We start from the raw sequence: 15665 nt of genomic DNA on the forward strand, positions 1-15665 counted from the left end.
CCGCGTTCCGATAAGCCGAGTTCCGCGCGGCTGCGCAATGGGCAGTTGCCAACACTTTCCTGCCCGAGATTGACTGATGGACTTTTCCGCCACCGACGCGGCGCCCAAAGACCCGACCGATAACTGGCGCGGTGTCATTGCTCTAGCGCTGGCCGCGTTCATTTTCAACACCACCGAATTCGTTCCGGTCGCCTTGCTGAGCGACATCGGCACCTCGTTCGACATGCCGCCTTCCGCGGTCGGGCTGATCCTGACCGTGTATGCGTGGGTGGTCGCCTTGTTGTCGTTGCCGATGATGTTGCTGACGCGGTCGATCGAACGTCGCAAATTGTTGATCGGCCTGTTTGTCGTATTTATCGCCAGCCATATCCTGTCCGGCTTCGCGTGGAACTTCCGTGTTCTGGAATTGAGTCGCGTCGGCATTGCCTTCGCGCACGCGGTGTTCTGGTCGATTACCGCTTCCCTGGCCGTCCGCGTGGCACCGCCGGGCAAACATGTGCAAGCGCTGAGTCTGCTATCGACCGGCACCTGTCTCGCCATGGTCCTGGGCATCCCGCTTGGCCGGATGCTCGGCGAACTGGTGGGGTGGCGGTATACCTTCCTCGCGATCGCGGCAGTAGCGGCGGTCGCCGCCTATCAGTTGGCGCGCGCCCTACCGTTGCTGCCCAGCGAGAACGCCGGCTCCTTGAGCAGTTTGCCGATTTTGTTCAAGCGTCCGGCGCTGTTGTGCGTCTATGCCTTGACGGCCCTCGTCGTCACCGCGCACTTTACCGGCTACAGCTATATCGAGCCGTTCGCGCGCGACGTCGCCCACCTGAGCGGACCGATGATCACCGCGCTGCTGCTGTTGTTTGGCGGTTCGGGCGTGATCGGCTCTTTCCTGTTCAATCGCCTGAGCGGAAAGTTCCCGTTTGCCTTATTGATCGCGGCGATCCTCGTGATCACGATCAGCCTGCTGCTGTTGCTGCCCTTCTCCGGCAATAGCTATCTGCTGGAAGGGCTCAGCGTGTTCTGGGGCATCGCCATCATGTGCTTCGGCCTGTCTTTGCAAGCGAAGGTACTGGCATTGGCACGCGATGCAACCGACGTGGCGATGGCCATGTTCTCCGGCATCTACAACGTCGGTATCGGCGGCGGCGCCTTGTTAGGAAGCGTCGTGGCCGCGCATATCGGCATGCGCTATATCGGCTTTGGCGGCGGCGTGGTCGCCCTGTTCGGCGTCGCGTTGGTCTATTACATGGCGCGTCGTTTCGCGCGTCAGATCGGCGCGCCTACGAGCTGATCGCCAGCGTACCGCAACGCAGCGGAGCGGCCAGCGTCCTGCCGGCCCTCCGTCATGCGCCGATCGCCGCGATCACTCGACGGCTGCCAGCCGAGCAATCGCGGGCCGATCGGCGCGGACCTTGTCGGAGGCGATCGGTTGGCCACTGGCGTCGCTTTTCCCCTGCTTCACCCCGGCGCCACTCGCGCCTTCTCCGGTATCGCTTCCCCACCCCCCTCCCAGCGCTCGAATCAAAGCGACCGTCGATGCCGCTTGCACGCCGGCCAGTTGCGTGGCGGTGCGCTCCGATTGCAGCGCCGTCCGCTCGGCGTCGATCACCGTCAGATAATCGACCTCGCCCTCGTCATATTGCCGTCGCGACAGACTGGCTGCCCGCGTCGAGGCCTGCACGGCAACCGCCTCCGTCTCGCGCTGCGTGCGCAGAATTCTGAGATCGGACAGGCTGTCTTCCACTTCCTGGAACGCATCCAACACCTGCGAGCGATAGTTTGCCGCCTGTTCGTCGAAGCGCGCGCGGGCTTGCGCCAACTGCGCGTGTCGCCGACCGCCGTCGAAGATCGGCAACGTCAGGGCCGTGCCGGCAAGTGGGCCGAGCAGGAACGCACGGCTGGACCATTTGAACAAATCGCCAAGCGTCGCCGCTTCGAATCCCGCCGTCCCGGTCAAGGACAGCGACGGGAAATAGGCGGCTTTCGCCACGCCAATCCGCGCGTTCGCCGCAGCCATCGCCCGTTCCGCCGCCGCGATATCGGGGCGCCGTTCGAGCAAGGACGACGGCAACCCGGCCGGCACCGCCACTTGCACCTGCTGCAACGGGCTGTCGGGCATCGTGAAGGTCTCGGGTGTGCTGCCCACCAGCACGGCAAGCCGATGCTCGGCGGTCGCGCGCTGGCGTTCGACCGTCATCGCGTCGGACTGCGCGCTGGCCAACTCGCTGCGCGCGCGAACGACATCCAGCTCGCTGATGTCGCCATCGTCGAAGCGTCGCTGCACGAGATCGAGAGCCTGCTTGCGCAGCGCGATGGTTCGCCGAAGCACGCCATGGTCCGCGTCGAGAGAACGCAAGGCGAAATACTGCTGCGCCACATCCGCCTGCAACGTCAGCAACACCGAACGATACAAGGCGTCGCTCTGTTCGGCATCGGCGCGCGCCGCGCGTACGTTGTCGGAAACACGACCGAATAGATCGACTTCGTAGGAAGCGCTCGCTTGCGCACGCCAGAGCGTCTGCGACGGGATCGTCACATTGTCCGGTTGCAGTTGCGACGCCCCGGATACCTTTTCCCGCGTCGGGCCGAAGCCCGCGCCCAGCGACGGATACAGGTCCGCCCGTGCGCTGTCCCGCGTCGCGCGAGATTCGTTGACACGCGCGAAGGCGGCCTGCAAGGTCGGACTCGCCGCCGACGCACGCGACTCGAGGCCATCGAGCGTGGCGTCACCGAAGATGCGCCACCATTCGCCACGCGGCAACTGGTCCGACGGCGCCGCAACCTTCCACTGTGCGGCCCGCGCCTTATCGGCCTCGCTCAGCGTGCCATCGGTCAAGGCCGTATCGGTCGATTGAACGGCGTTTTCCTTGAAGGCGGTGGGCGTGCCGACGCCAGGCTTGTCATAATGCGGCGCCATCGAGCAGGCGCTCAAGACCCACGCGGTCATCAGCGACAACGCCATCGGTGGCATGCGGCGAACAAACCGCGGCGCGATGGTTCGCTTGAGATAGTGCATTGTCATTTTGTTTCCCTCTTCACCCCGTCTCCGGGGATCACGACGATTTGTGCGTTGCCGGTTCCGTCTCTCCGCCCCACGACGCTTCCACGCCCTGAATCGACGGATGACGATGATGCGTGTCTTCCAGATGCTCCTTGCGCGTGAGCTTACGCAGCACGACATAAAACACCGGCGTCAGCATCAAACCGAACAGCGTCACGCCGAGCATCCCGAAAAAGACCGCGATACCCATCGCATGCCGCATCTCGGAACCCGGCCCGCTGGCCAGCACCAGCGGCACCACGCCCATGATGAAAGCGATCGACGTCATCAAGATAGGGCGGAGTCGCAGCCGGCTGGCTTCGATCGCGGCCTGGACGATCGTGCGTCCCTGCATCTCCAATTCCCGCGCGAACTCGACGATCAAAATCGCGTTCTTCGCCGACAGCCCTACCAACACCATCAAACCGATCTGCGTGAAGATGTTGTTGTCGCCGTGCGTCAGCCAGACCCCGGTCAAGGCCGACAGGATGCTCATCGGCACGATCAAGATCACCGCGAGCGGCAGCAACAGACTTTCATACAGTGCAGCGAGCACCAGATACACCAACAGCACGCTGACAGGGAAGACGACGAATGCCGCATGCCCCGCCAATTCCTGTTGATACGTCAGATCGGTCCATTCGAACTTGAAGCCGCGCGGCAGCGTTTCCGCGGCAATCCGACGAACGGCTGCCTGCGCCTGATCGGTCGAATAACCCGGCGCCGGTCCGCCATTGACGTCGGCAGCGGTATAGCCGTTGTAACGCACGACCATATCCGGGCCATAGGTCGGCGTGACTTTCACCAGCGACGACAGCGGCACCATCTCGCCATTGGCATTGCGCGTGCGCAGCAGGCCGATATCGCCACTGTTCGAACGGAAACGCGCATCGGCCTGAACCCGTACCTGATAGACGCGGCCGAACTTGTTGAAGTCGTTGACGTAGAAAGAGCCCAGGTAGACCTGCATCGTATTGAAGACATCGGTCACGGACACGCCCAGTTGCTTCGCCTTCACGCGGTCCAGTTCGACGTTCAATTGCGGCACGTTGATCTGATAGCTCGAGAAGCTCGGCCCCAGCTCCGGCGCCTGCGCGGCCCGTTTCATGAAGGCCTGCGTAGCGTCGTAGAGCGCGGTATAGCCTTGCGATCCGCGGTCTTCGATCTGCAGCTTGAATCCCCCCAACGTGCCAAGACCCAGCACCGGCGGCGGCGGGAACACCGCGACGAAGGCGCCCTTGATCGACGACATCTTGGCATTCAGCTCGGCCAGGATCTTGTCCATCGGCACATGTCCTGGCCGTTTGTCGATGGGGTCGAGCGGGATAAACGTGATGCCGGCGCTCGACGAGTTCGTGAAGCCATTGACCGACAGGCCTGGAAACTGCACGGCAGCCGACGTTCCCGGCACCGTCAGCGCGATACGGCCCATCTCCTGCACGACTTCCTGAGTGCGATCCAGCGACGCACCGTTCGGCAACTGCGCGATGGCGACCAGATAGAGCTTGTCCTGCGCCGGCACGAAACCACCCGGCACGGTCTTGCTCATGAAAAACGTCCCGCCAAGCAAGATCGCATACAGGCCCAACATCACCGTTTTACGGCCGATGATGCGCGTGACGCCGCGTCCGTATTGTTCCGAGCCGCGATGGAACACCTTGTTGAATACACGGAAGAAGCCGCCGAACAAGCGGTCCATGACGCGGGTAAGCCAGTCCTTCGGCTCGTCATGACCTTTCAACAGCAGCGCCGCCAACGCCGGCGACAGCGTCAGCGAATTGAACGCCGAGATCACCGTCGAGATGGCGATCGTCATCGCGAATTGCTTGTAGAACTGGCCGGTCAGGCCCGACATGAAAGCCAGCGGCACGAACACGGCCACCAAGGTCAGCGCGATCGCGACGATCGGGCCGCTGACTTCCTGCATCGCACGATAGGTCGCCGCTTTCGCGGACAAGCCCGCGGCGATATTGCGCTCGACGTTTTCCACCACCACGATCGCATCGTCGACGACGATCCCGATCGCCAACACCAAGCCGAATAAAGACAGCGCGTTGATCGAATAGCCGAAGGCCAGCAATAACGAGAAGGTCCCGACGATCGACACCGGCACGGCGAGCAACGGAATGATCGATGCACGCCAGGTTTGCAGGAAGATGATCACGACCAGCACGACCAAGGCGATCGCTTCGGCCAGCGTATGCACTACCGCGTGAATACTGGCGCTGACGAAACGCGTCGGGTCGTAGACGATGTCGTAGGACAATCCCGGGGGGAAATCGCCCTTCATATCCTGCATCTCCGCGCGGACCTGATCGGCGATCTGCAGCGAATTCGCGCCCGGCTGCTGGTTGATCACCAGTGCCACGGCAGACTTATTGTTCAGGAACGCGCGCAAACCATATTCCGATGCGCCCAATTCCACACGCGCCACATCTTTCAGATAGGTGACCGCGCCATCAGGCGCGGTTTTCAAGATGATGTTGCGAAACTCATCCTCGTTGCGCAAGCGGCCTTGCGCGTTCACGTTCAATTGCAACGGCGTGTTTTGCATCGACGGCGATTCGCCGATCACGCCGGCGGCCACCTGTACGTTCTGCTCGCGAATCGCATCGACGACGTCGCTCGCGGTCATCCCTTTCTCCGCCACCTTCTGCGGATCGAGCCAGACGCGCATCGCATAATCGCCGGCACCGAAGATCTGCACCTGGCCCACGCCCTGAATACGTTCGAGGCGATCCTTCACATTGATCAGCGCATAGTTGCGCAGATAGGTCGAGTCATAGCGACCGCTCGGGGAAATCAGGTGAACGAGCAGCGTGATCGTCGGCGACGCTTTGATCGTCGTGACGCCCAGGCGCTGTACGTCCTCCGGCAAACGCGGCAATGCCTGCGACACCCGGTTCTGCACCAACTGTTGCGCCTTGTCCGGGTCCGTGCCGAGCTTGAAGGTCACCGTCGTCGTCATATTGCCGTCGCTATTCGCTTGCGACTGCATATACAGCATGTTTTCCACGCCGTTGATCTGCTCTTCCAGCGGCGCCGCAACGGTTTCCGCAATCACCTTCGGGTTGGCGCCCGGGTATTGCGCGTGAACGAGCACCGAAGGCGGCACCACTTCCGGGTACTCGGAAATGGGCAGCTGGAACAGGGAGATCAAACCGCCAAGGAGGAGAATCGCGGACAAGACGCCCGCGAAAATCGGTCGATCGATAAAAAATTTTGAGATATTCATCTGGGCGCTCCGGCGTCCTTATGTGAGGCTATCGGGCAGCAATGCATGCGCGTGCGTTCCGCTTCAAGGTTGTGCCTGTGCGACGGTGTGCGTCTTTGCGCCGTCCGGTTGCTCGCCCGACGGCAGCATCGCCACGGTGTGCACCGTCACCGGCGTATTCGGCCGCACGCGCTGCAAGCCCTCGACGACGATGCGCTCGCCGGCCTGCAATCCCGACTTGATGACGCGAAGGCCATCCTGCTCGCTACCGGTATGCACTTCGCGGTATTGCGCCTTATCGTCCTTGTCGACGACGAGCACGTACTGCTTGTCCTGATCGGTACCGATGGCGGCATCGCTGACCATGACGGCCGGATGCGGCTTGCCGCCGCCGACGGCCACGCGCGCGTACAAGCCCGGGAGCAAGGTCCCATCGGCATTGTCGAAGCGCGCACGAACCCGAATCGTGCCGGAACGCGTATCCAGGCGGTTGTCGATCGAATCGATGATGCCGGTGCGGGAATAGCCCTCTTCATTCGCCAGGCCCAGGCGCACCGGCACGGCATTTTCCGTAGCAGTACTACGGGCATCCTGGCTCAAGTATTGAAGATAGGTCTGCTCATCGACATCGAACGACGCATAGATCGGCGACACCGATACGACCGTCGTCAGCAACGGCGCATTGGCACCGGTCGATACGATATTGCCCAACGTCAGCTCCGCGCGCGACACGCGGCCGCTGATCGGCGCCTTGATTTGCGTATACGACAAGTCGATCTTTGCCGTCTCGACCGCGGCATCGGCAGCCTTGACGTCGGCATCCGCTTCCAGCGCCGCGTTATGCTTTTGCTCGAAATCGCGCTTCGCGATCGCGTTGTCGGCGATCAGGCGCTGCGCGCGCGCGGCGTCGCTGACCGCGTAAGCCTGACGTGCGCGCGCGGCCGCGAGCTGGGCGATCGCCCGATCGAGCGCCGCCGTATAGGGTCGCGGATCGATGGTAAACAGCGCGTCCCCCCGCTTCACCATGGCGCCGTCCTTGAAATGCACGGCGACGATCGTGCCGCTTACCAAGGGCCGGACATCGACGTGATCGACGGCCTGCAGGCGCCCGGAATACCGTTGAAAGTCGGTAATCGTGCGGGCGATCACCGGCGCCACATCGACTTCGGGCGGCGGCGGCGCGGCGGGCGCGGCGTGGGCGAGTGCCGTCAATTCGATTGGCGCGTCCAGACGGTGCGCCAGGCCGAGGGCGAGGACGACGACGGCGAGCGCGCCCGCGCCCACGATCGTACGGTGTTGATGCTTTGTCAGGGACATGGTCGCTTCCAGAAAATGGCGTTTCGCGACAAGACTTCCGTCTTGAAATAGCGATGCACACCGAGCCGATGTTGCACTGCGGTGTAGGGACGAGCGCATTGTCTGTAAATTCGGCGTCGGGATAAATTGCGCTGATTACGAACACAATTTATAATCCGCGAACAATCAGCCGACGCGAGGGCGCGACATGGACCGGTTTCAGGCGATGCAGGTATTTACGCGCGTGGTGGAAATGAGCAGCTTTTCGCGTGCCGCGGATGCGCTGAACATTCCGCACGCGTCGGCGACGACCTTGATCAAAAAGTTGGAAGCACATCTGAATGTGCGCCTATTACAACGCACCACGCGAAAACTGAACCTCACGCCCGAGGGCGCGGAGTACTACGCGCATTGCGTCCGTATTCTTGCGGAAATCGAGGATAGCGAGCATTCGGTGTCGCAAAGCACGCAAGGGCCGAAGGGCATTCTGCGGATCGACATGCCAGGGGCGATTGGCCGCCGTATGATCATGCCGCGCCTGCCGGCGTTTCGGGAGCGCTATCCCGATATCGAGCTGATGATCGGCTTTAGCGACCGTCCGGTGGATTTGATTCAGGAAGGCGTGGATTGCGCGATTCGCGTCGGCGATTTGGCCGACTCGACCTTGATCGCGCGTAAGCTGTCGTCGCTCGAGCTGGCTACCGCGGCCAGCCCGGATTACCTGGCGCAGCACGGCCGGCCCCAATCGCTCGACGCCTTGCAGCAGCATCGCGCAGTGCGCTATTTCTCGCATCGGACCGGGCGTTTGATCGATCTCGCCTTCAACGACGGCCAGCAGAGCCACGAAGTGAAGATCGCGAGCATGCTGTCGTTCAACGATATCGAAGCGTGCATACTCGCTGCGATCGAAGGAGCGGGGCTGATTCAGGCGCCGCGCTTTCTTCTTGCGCCCTACTTCCGCTGCGGCGGCTTGACGGAGGTGTTACCGCATCTCCCACCGCCCTCGATGCCGATTTCGGTCGTGTATCCGCAAAATCGCCACCTCGCGCCGAAAGTACGGGTGTTCGTCGATTGGATTGCCGAAGTGTTTGCAAATTGCACGGCGCAAGATTGCGAGCGTGCGACCGAGGCGGCTATCGAACAACAGGCGCTTTACGCCTGATTTCGCCTGTTCCTGCCTGACGGCCGGTTCTATACCTGCGTATTACCCGGCCGTCACGCCGGGAAGATCAGATTGCGGTCGCCAGTTCGGCGGTCTCGAGGATGCGTGCGCTCTCCCCACCGTCGGGGCAGGTCTGCAGCGCTTTCAGCATATCGCCCAGCGTTTGCCCTGCAAGCCGCGCTTCGAAACCGCGTTGCGCGTCTTCCAGCACTTGCTGCATGCAATCCTTGATATTCACGCTGATCAAGCAGCCTGACTCCACCGGATAGGCATGCACGCAGGACGTCGGCGGCGCGGCGCTGGCGCGATAAATATCGAGCAGCGTAATTGTCTCCGGCGCGCGTCCCAAACGGCAGGCGCCGTTGCGTCCGCGCGTCGCCGATACGAGTCCGGCCTTTGTCAGACGCGACAGCGTCCGGCGCACGAAAGTCGGTTCCGCATTGATGCTGTCGGCCAGGTCGGCAGAGCGCACCTCGACTCCCTCGTGATATCCCAGCGCAGCAAGGAGATGCACGGCAATCGAGAACTGGACATTTTTCGTGGACATAAGCTGATGATAATGATCGCGTTTTCCTGCTGTCAAGGCGCGATCACGCACTAGGCTATTACAGGATGTTGCACTGTCGTGCGCTTGACCTTGCAGTCAAAGAATGAGACACCTGTGCGTTTCTCGCCGCCATGCGCAGCATGAACGGGACGAACGAGATTCGCGTGGTTTTTACTGTCGCACCGTCTTTTTTTTGACAAACCGTTGCCGAATCTGGTGTTCGAAGCTCCCGTTTTACCTTCCAATCTGTCATATTTCCAACAATCTCAATCACACTATTCTGTGCCAATTTGGCAAGCAGCGCTTGCTGCATGGCTGGAGCTCATGACGGATGGACAAGGAAGCCCGCTTTGCATTGGCCGTCTCGTGGATACGTGACGCCGATGGACTGCTGATCACTGCAGGGGCGGGAAACGGTGTCGATTCCGGGCTGCCGGATTTCCGCGGTGATGCTGGCTTCTGGCAAGCCTATCCTCCGCTACGGGACGCCGGCCTCACCTTCCAGCAGATAGCGAATCCGGCAGGTTTTGCTCGGCACCCTGAATTAAGCTGGGGCTTTTACGGCCATCGTCTCGCGCTATATCGGAACACCACGCCACACGACGGCTATGCTCGCCTGCTGCAATGGGCTGCCGGCATGACGCATGGCGCCTTCGTTTTCACGAGCAATGTGGATGGGCAGTTTCAGAAAGCGGGATTCGATCCCGCGCGCGTGGTCGAATGCCACGGCTCCATTCATGCCATGCAATGTCTCGAACCGTGCTGCTTTCGATCCTGGGCCGCCGACGACTTCATCCCCGATGTCGACGTCAGCCGCTGTGAACTGCGCAATGCCCTGCCCCGCTGCCCCTATTGCGGCGGCGTCGCCCGCCCGAATATCCTGATGTTCGGTGATTGGCACTGGGTCAGCGCGGCCACTGAAAAACAGCAAGCCGCATTGACGCAATGGCTGGGACAGGTCAAGAGACCGGTCGTCGTCGAACTAGGGGCCGGCACCGTGGTTCCCACCGTACGCCTTTTTAGCGAACGGATGGGGCAACGGATCATCCGTATCAATCCTCGCGATTTTTCGATTCCGGAATCGATGGGCGTCGGCATCCAGCAGTCGGCGCTCGGTGGATTGCAATTGCTTGATGCACAACGCAAGTTGATCGAATAGCGTTTCACGGTGTGGAGGCAGTCTGCGTCGACACGCCGCGATGCGATGTGACGTGACGCTTTGACGATGTGCCGCGCGCCTTTCCCCCACCCTCCCGGCGCATCCCCCTTTTTCGGCGAGGTGCATGCGCATGGTTGAAAAAACGCGCTGCACCGGTCACAACATCGTTTGTGACATGCACCTTAGCCGACCGCCCTCGCGCTCGCACTTCACAGTTCACTTGAAGTGTTTCTCTGACCTCATTGTTTTGATGCGCGTCATATTTCGAAGAGCGGATGATGAACGTTTCGGCATCGAAGTGGCTGTCCCATCCCGGTACGTCGCTAGACACCGCGAAATAGCGAAACCGCATGGATTCGTTCACCTATCGCGAGTGACGTGAACCCGACACTTATCGGAGTAGCCTTCCTCGCGATGCGGCGCGGCGTTGCGCCTGAACGCGCCCCACGTCTCGACGGTGCGATATAAGGCTCGCCGTCACGCGCGAAGACGCGCGTCGCTTAGGCGGCCCCGACGCCGACCCGCACGGACGCAAGCGCGCGACGGTGCGCATTGATCGTCCCGGTGGAACGCAAGCCGAGGCTCTGCTGCAAATGCTCGGTCGGAACTGATGCGAGAAGCCCGGTCCGAATGTAGCCATGGCGGCAGTCGCCAGTACGGATGCGACGCATCGACATCGGCATTGTCGTATCGCTTGCCGATATCCATTCGGTCGCACGATCCAGAAAATCACTAATCGTCCGCGCAAGGGCGGTGGCATGCATCGGACCGTCGGACAGCGTACGGGCGCGGCCGTGCTCATTGCCGGTGAACGACGATAGTGGGCTCCCCGCGTCATCGCGAGTGCGCGCATCGCTGCGCCGTTGTTGTTCGTTCTGGAGCCGCGCGAAAAACGGCGACATGGCAGGCGCGCCACCTGCTGGCTGCCGCGCGTCGCGTAGGGCGATGTAGCGCCGCAATAGCGGAAAGACCTCGGGCGGAATCACGACAGTCCGCGATGTAGCGAGACGCGACGGCGTGCCGACGGCGGGCTGCGTCAAGACCGTGACCGCGCCGCGCCCAGACGCGTCGGTTGGCAAGGCAACATCACCCACGCGTAAGGTGCGGAGTTCCTGCAATCGCAGTCCCGCAAAGCGGCTGAGTATCAGCATGCAAAACGCACGCTGATCGCTCTCGTGCGGGGATTCATTTGCGAAGTGCGCGAGTGCCTGCCATTGCTCTGCTTCGACCACGCGTTCGACACGCAATCGCATGCGCGAGTCGAACGACTCTGCCCGCGCGACGCCTCCGTCCTCAGAGATCGATGCCGCGCCAGTCGTTTGTTCGTCTGCCGCCCTTGCGTTTTCTCGCGCGGCGCGCCACGGATCGGTCTGGAGATAGCCCGCGCTTACGAGCCATCGGAACAGCGCCTTCAACACATTGGCGGCCGTCGCACGGCTACTCTCGGTCAGGGGGCCCGCAAATGGGCGCCAACGGACCGACCACCGCGGCGTGTGCCGTGGCGCACACCACGATGCCGGTGGGGAGGCGAGGAAGCGTCGGTAGGCATTAATGTCATCGTGATCCAACGAAGATAGCGGCTTATTGCATTCGACCACGGCCCACAACAGGATTCGCTCTGCCTGTGTCCGATAGGCCCGCCGCGTATGCGCAGATCCGGCTTGCGCGTCGAGCCAGGCAAGTACTGCGGCAACATCGGTTTGCGCGTCGATCGACTGTCGCCCGACCACGCCACGATTGCTGCCGTTCGCACCCGACACCTCTGCGGGGATGCCCCGATCGGCGAGGTCCTCGATTGGCAGAATAGCCAGCCGCTGTCCGTGGCCTCGGATAGGACGATCCGTCGTGATCTCGGCGTCTGTTGGATCGGGCAGCAGCCGCGAGACGACGCCGCCCAGGCTCTCGGCGTTGGCCTGCACCCAGCGGACGATACGCGTCGCCCCAATCGGACCGAGCTGGGGTATGTGGCGATACCATCGCACGCCGTGACCATTGATTGTTTCGCACAACTGCGCGAGCGACGTGATACCCGCACGATGCATTCGCATCACGACGTTCTCGTCAAACCATCCATCCACCGCATGCGACGGAACTGGCGCGTCGACGGCGATATGCTGCAATCGACGCAACGCGGTAAGACGCCTTTCGCGCAAGCGCGCCGCTTTGGTCGCGCGGCCGCGACGATCGCCGACGTCCGGATAACGCTCCCGATACAGCGCAATGAGTTCGGCTTCGCCGAATACGTTGTCCGGATCGTTTTGCGCCGCAAAGTCCGACAGGGAGGGCGTGGGGGGCGCTTCATATCCATCGCCTTTCTGTCCAAGCGACTTCGGGAGTCGCAGTAAGCGCAGCGCTTCCCAATCGGCGTTGCGCCGCGCTGCGGCCGCCAATTCATCCTGTAGCCAACGTAAAAGCGCCCGCACACGACGCGGGTCGCGGCCGCAATTCAAATATCGATCCGCGAGCGCTGGCAGATCCAATGCTTCGGACCCTTCAAGATAAGCACGATAGAACGCGAAGTGCGAACTCTCGAGGCGTCGAAGATTTAACGGCATGAACGAGCTTCCGTGGCAGGGTGACGCGAGACCATTTCCGAATTGGCACGCGTGGCGATCGTTTTTTCGAAGCTGGCGCGTCGTTTGCGATCACACCTAAGCCGGAACATCGAAAAATGCACGATTTTGTCGACGCAGCACGCGAAACCGCCGAAACCCCTTATCCCACGGGGGATTCCGGCTGGATGATGAGAAGTTGCTTGAAGTTCATCATAAATACTGCGTACATGATTATATTACATTGAATGCAGAAATTTGTGTGTTTGCCCCTGTCTATCGCGGATACTTGGTCCGCAGTTCAGTCGCTGTTAGTGGTGTTGATCAGGGGGTGGAGCCGGCGTCTCTCATTCAAGGCGACGATGAGGAATCGCGGGACGAGGTGAGCTGCGTTCTCGGGCTGGCGTTCTTCGATTTGTTTACCCGGGTAAACAGTTTCGGCGCTCAGGCTCCGTTCGAACCGGGCATCACCCTGCCCTTTCTCGATTCGACGGGGGCTTCCCGGGCGGTGGTGAGTATTTGACTAAGATACCATGCTAACGAAACTGGCCGACTGTGGGGCACGAAAATCGCCTCTTGGGAGGCGCATGCTGTGATCGGCGCCCTCGTCGGCTAACCGATCAGAAGCATGGTTTCGGGCGGTTTCGTGTCACGCGCCCGACTTCCAGAAGCGGTGCTCGGATCGTAACCTGCCGCGTGACTCGCGCCGGTCAGATAACGTCATTGGCGGACGGACGGTTTTGGAAGCCGGTGCGTGTTCAGTCCGTCAGTCGTAAGCCCGCTCGTTCCGCAAGGGCCCAGAGTAAGTTCGCGCAGTGTTTGGCTCCCTTTCCTTTTCGGTGCGCCCCCATACATCCGGGTGCAAATGACGGCCGAGGTCGCCAAGCGTTTCCCGGTGGAATACCGGCGTTCGCACGCCGTCTTCGCGCTGTTGCTTGTAGTCTCGCCAAGCCCTGAAAACAAACCGCGACAGCAGGACTACCGCTGCAACGTTGATAAACGCCATCAGCGCGGTACTGATGTCGGCCAAGCTCCAGACCAGCGGCAAGCTAGACACGGCTCCCGACATGACGGCAGCGACGACAACCAAGCGGAAGACATAGATGGCCGCCGGGTGTTTAGTCAGGAAATCGACGTTCACTTCAGCATAAGCGCAATTTCCGAGGACGCTCGAATAGGCCAGAAAGAACAGCGTGATGGCCATATAGCTGTTTCCCCATTCGCCAACATGAACCGCCATCGCACGTTGCGTCAGCGACGCGCCCAGGAGCCCGTTGCCTGCTTCATAAACGCCCGAGAGCATGATCAACGCCGCAGTGCCCGTGCATATCACTAGCGTGTCCAAACAAACGCCAAGCATTTGCAACAATCCCTGTTGTACCGGATGACGCGCGCTTGCGACCGCGGCAGCGTTCGGAGCGCTTCCCATTCCGGCTTCGTTCGAAAAGAGTCCGCGACGCACGCCCATCATGACGGCCTGGCTCACCGCGTATCCGGCCACGCCGCCGGCAGCCTGTTCAAGGCCAAACGCATGCCGAAATATCGTTGCAAGAACGTCAGGCACTGCGGAGAAATTAACTATGACGACATAGGCCGACAGGCCGATATAGATCAACGCCATCAACGGAACAACGAACTGGGCAGTCAAGGCGATTCGCCGAATACCGCCGGAGATGATCGGAATCGTGATAAAAACCAGCCCAATCCCGACGGCAGTTTTCGACCAACCGAACGACGTATTGAAGGCGTCGGCGATGGAGTTTGCCTGCACCGTATTCAGCGCGAAACCAAAGGCAAAAATAAGCGACACGGCAAACAGCTGGCCGAGCCATTTCTGCTTCAGCCCGTCGCGAATGTAATACGCCGGCCCACCGCGATAGGAATGGGGGCCGTGTGGCACCTTGAACAGCTGCGCTAAGGTGGACTCTCCGAACGCCGACGCCATACCTACCAAGGCGGTAACCCACATCCAGAAGATGGCGCCAGGACCGCCGGCCGACAACGCTACTGCGACGCCAGCGATATTGCCGGTCCCGACACGACTCGCCAGCCCCGTGGCGAATGCCTGGAAAGGCGTGATACCGTGCGTCGTCGCCGTCCCGCTCACGGCCATCACTCGGACGCTCTCGACAAAGGCGGTAACCTGCACCGCGCGAAATCGGTACGTAAAAAATGCCCCCGCGCCAAGCAGCGCTACCACGAGCGCTGGTCCCGACAGGGTATCGCTCAATACGGCAATCCACTTCACCATCAATGATTCCACGCAACGTCTCCTCACAGAATGTCGGATTCAATCGTCCGACAGTCTGGAGACTGCGCGCCTCAAGGGCTTACCGATAGGGCGTAGAACGTATTTAGGACTTTTCTCACGTCGCATTGGTATCGCTATCCGATGTGGCCGCCGAGGCGGCGAGGAGCGACTTCCGATTCCAACGTTTGTTGAGCGATGGATGTGTTTACCCGGGTAAACAAATGATGCTTGTCCTGGGAGTCAGAACAACGTTTTGCGGTGGATGGGGACGTGTATCGCCGGCCATCAGCGATCGTTTGAAGGCGCATCGAAGTAGTTAGACGTTGAGGGTTTTATGAGCAAGCTGGTACAAAACTGTTTACCCTGGTAAACAAAAGACGAACGTAAATCGTCGGCTCCGTGTGTTCGAGGCTATGGGGCAGCGGTGCTCAACGTGTACCGCGATCTGCAGTC

General features: G+C 61.1%; 11 protein-coding genes. 4 read left to right on the forward strand and 7 right to left on the reverse strand.

Features of this window, described 5'->3' with window-relative positions; translation table 11 throughout:
- Positions 1 to 76: 76 nt before the first annotated feature.
- Entirely contained in the window at positions 77 to 1282 is a 1206-nt protein-coding gene (locus tag ABEG21_RS17820; protein WP_347557964.1) for a sugar transporter, read from the forward strand.
- Between the two features lie 72 nt (positions 1283 to 1354).
- Here ABEG21_RS17820 and ABEG21_RS17825 read toward each other — a convergent pair whose 3' ends face one another.
- The 3 genes from ABEG21_RS17825 to ABEG21_RS17835 all read right to left on the reverse strand — a co-directional run bounded on the left by ABEG21_RS17825 (position 1355) and on the right by ABEG21_RS17835 (position 7562).
- On the reverse strand, positions 1355 to 2962 hold the full coding sequence (locus tag ABEG21_RS17825) for an efflux transporter outer membrane subunit (RefSeq protein ID WP_347558073.1): 1608 nt from the start codon (positions 2960 to 2962) through the stop codon (positions 1355 to 1357).
- An 82-nt stretch (positions 2963 to 3044) separates the two neighbouring features.
- A complete protein-coding gene (locus ABEG21_RS17830) occupies positions 3045 to 6266 on the reverse strand; it encodes a multidrug efflux RND transporter permease subunit (RefSeq protein ID WP_347557965.1) in 3222 nt (1073 codons plus the stop codon).
- Positions 6267 to 6329: 63 nt separating this feature from the next.
- Positions 6330 to 7562: an efflux RND transporter periplasmic adaptor subunit gene (locus ABEG21_RS17835; RefSeq protein ID WP_347557966.1), complete on the reverse strand. Its 1233-nt coding sequence runs from the start codon at positions 7560 to 7562 to the stop codon at positions 6330 to 6332.
- Between the two features lie 187 nt (positions 7563 to 7749).
- On the opposite strand from ABEG21_RS17835, the gene ABEG21_RS17840 reads away from it, so the two are divergent.
- Complete coding sequence (locus tag ABEG21_RS17840; RefSeq protein ID WP_347557967.1) at positions 7750 to 8703, forward strand: LysR family transcriptional regulator; 954 nt, start codon at positions 7750 to 7752, stop codon at positions 8701 to 8703.
- 67 nt (positions 8704 to 8770) lie between these two features.
- Here ABEG21_RS17840 and ABEG21_RS17845 read toward each other — a convergent pair whose 3' ends face one another.
- Both ABEG21_RS17845 and ABEG21_RS17850 read right to left on the reverse strand, forming a co-directional pair.
- On the reverse strand, positions 8771 to 9250 hold the full coding sequence (locus ABEG21_RS17845) for an Rrf2 family transcriptional regulator (protein ID WP_347557968.1): 480 nt from the start codon (positions 9248 to 9250) through the stop codon (positions 8771 to 8773).
- A 58-nt stretch (positions 9251 to 9308) separates the two neighbouring features.
- Positions 9309 to 9563 carry a hypothetical protein gene (locus ABEG21_RS17850; protein WP_347557969.1) on the reverse strand — a complete coding sequence of 85 codons (255 nt, stop codon included), beginning with the start codon at positions 9561 to 9563 and terminating at the stop codon, positions 9309 to 9311.
- An 18-nt stretch (positions 9564 to 9581) separates the two neighbouring features.
- Here ABEG21_RS17850 and ABEG21_RS17855 point away from each other — a divergent pair, with 18 nt between their 5' ends.
- On the forward strand, positions 9582 to 10409 hold the full coding sequence (locus ABEG21_RS17855) for a Sir2 family NAD-dependent protein deacetylase (protein ID WP_347557970.1): 828 nt from the start codon (positions 9582 to 9584) through the stop codon (positions 10407 to 10409).
- A 500-nt stretch (positions 10410 to 10909) separates the two neighbouring features.
- On the opposite strand, the gene ABEG21_RS17860 is transcribed toward ABEG21_RS17855, so the two are convergent.
- A complete protein-coding gene (locus ABEG21_RS17860) occupies positions 10910 to 12964 on the reverse strand; it encodes a phage integrase family protein (RefSeq protein WP_347557971.1) in 2055 nt (684 codons plus the stop codon).
- Between the two features lie 196 nt (positions 12965 to 13160).
- Here ABEG21_RS17860 and ABEG21_RS17865 point away from each other — a divergent pair, with 196 nt between their 5' ends.
- On the forward strand, positions 13161 to 13484 hold the full coding sequence (locus tag ABEG21_RS17865; RefSeq protein WP_347557972.1) for a hypothetical protein: 324 nt from the start codon (positions 13161 to 13163) through the stop codon (positions 13482 to 13484).
- Between the two features lie 243 nt (positions 13485 to 13727).
- Here ABEG21_RS17865 and ABEG21_RS17870 read toward each other — a convergent pair whose 3' ends face one another.
- The gene (locus ABEG21_RS17870; protein WP_347558074.1) at positions 13728 to 15212 is read right to left on the reverse strand and encodes a sodium:alanine symporter family protein; all 1485 of its coding nucleotides are present in this window, start codon (positions 15210 to 15212) and stop codon (positions 13728 to 13730) included.
- Between the last annotated feature and the right edge of the window lie 453 nt (positions 15213 to 15665).

It is taken from the genome of Robbsia sp. KACC 23696, from assembly GCF_039852015.1.
In the GTDB taxonomy this organism is placed as follows: domain Bacteria; phylum Pseudomonadota; class Gammaproteobacteria; order Burkholderiales; family Burkholderiaceae; genus Robbsia.

What these genes read in the sequence shown, in the direction of transcription:
- ABEG21_RS17820 (WP_347557964.1), top strand. Translation starts at nt 77, where the DNA reads ATGGACTTTTCCGCCACCGACGCGGCGCCCAAAGACCCGACCGATAAC.
- ABEG21_RS17825 (WP_347558073.1), bottom strand. Translation starts at nt 2,962, where the DNA reads ATGCCACCGATGGCGTTGTCGCTGATGACCGCGTGGGTCTTGAGCGCC.
- ABEG21_RS17830 (WP_347557965.1), bottom strand. Translation starts at nt 6,266, where the DNA reads ATGAATATCTCAAAATTTTTTATCGATCGACCGATTTTCGCGGGCGTC.
- ABEG21_RS17835 (WP_347557966.1), bottom strand. Translation starts at nt 7,562, where the DNA reads ATGTCCCTGACAAAGCATCAACACCGTACGATCGTGGGCGCGGGCGCG.
- ABEG21_RS17840 (WP_347557967.1), top strand. Translation starts at nt 7,750, where the DNA reads ATGGACCGGTTTCAGGCGATGCAGGTATTTACGCGCGTGGTGGAAATG.
- ABEG21_RS17845 (WP_347557968.1), bottom strand. Translation starts at nt 9,250, where the DNA reads ATGTCCACGAAAAATGTCCAGTTCTCGATTGCCGTGCATCTCCTTGCT.
- ABEG21_RS17850 (WP_347557969.1), bottom strand. Translation starts at nt 9,563, where the DNA reads ATGCAGCAAGCGCTGCTTGCCAAATTGGCACAGAATAGTGTGATTGAG.
- ABEG21_RS17855 (WP_347557970.1), top strand. Translation starts at nt 9,582, where the DNA reads ATGGACAAGGAAGCCCGCTTTGCATTGGCCGTCTCGTGGATACGTGAC.
- ABEG21_RS17860 (WP_347557971.1), bottom strand. Translation starts at nt 12,964, where the DNA reads ATGCCGTTAAATCTTCGACGCCTCGAGAGTTCGCACTTCGCGTTCTAT.
- ABEG21_RS17870 (WP_347558074.1), bottom strand. Translation starts at nt 15,212, where the DNA reads ATGGTGAAGTGGATTGCCGTATTGAGCGATACCCTGTCGGGACCAGCG.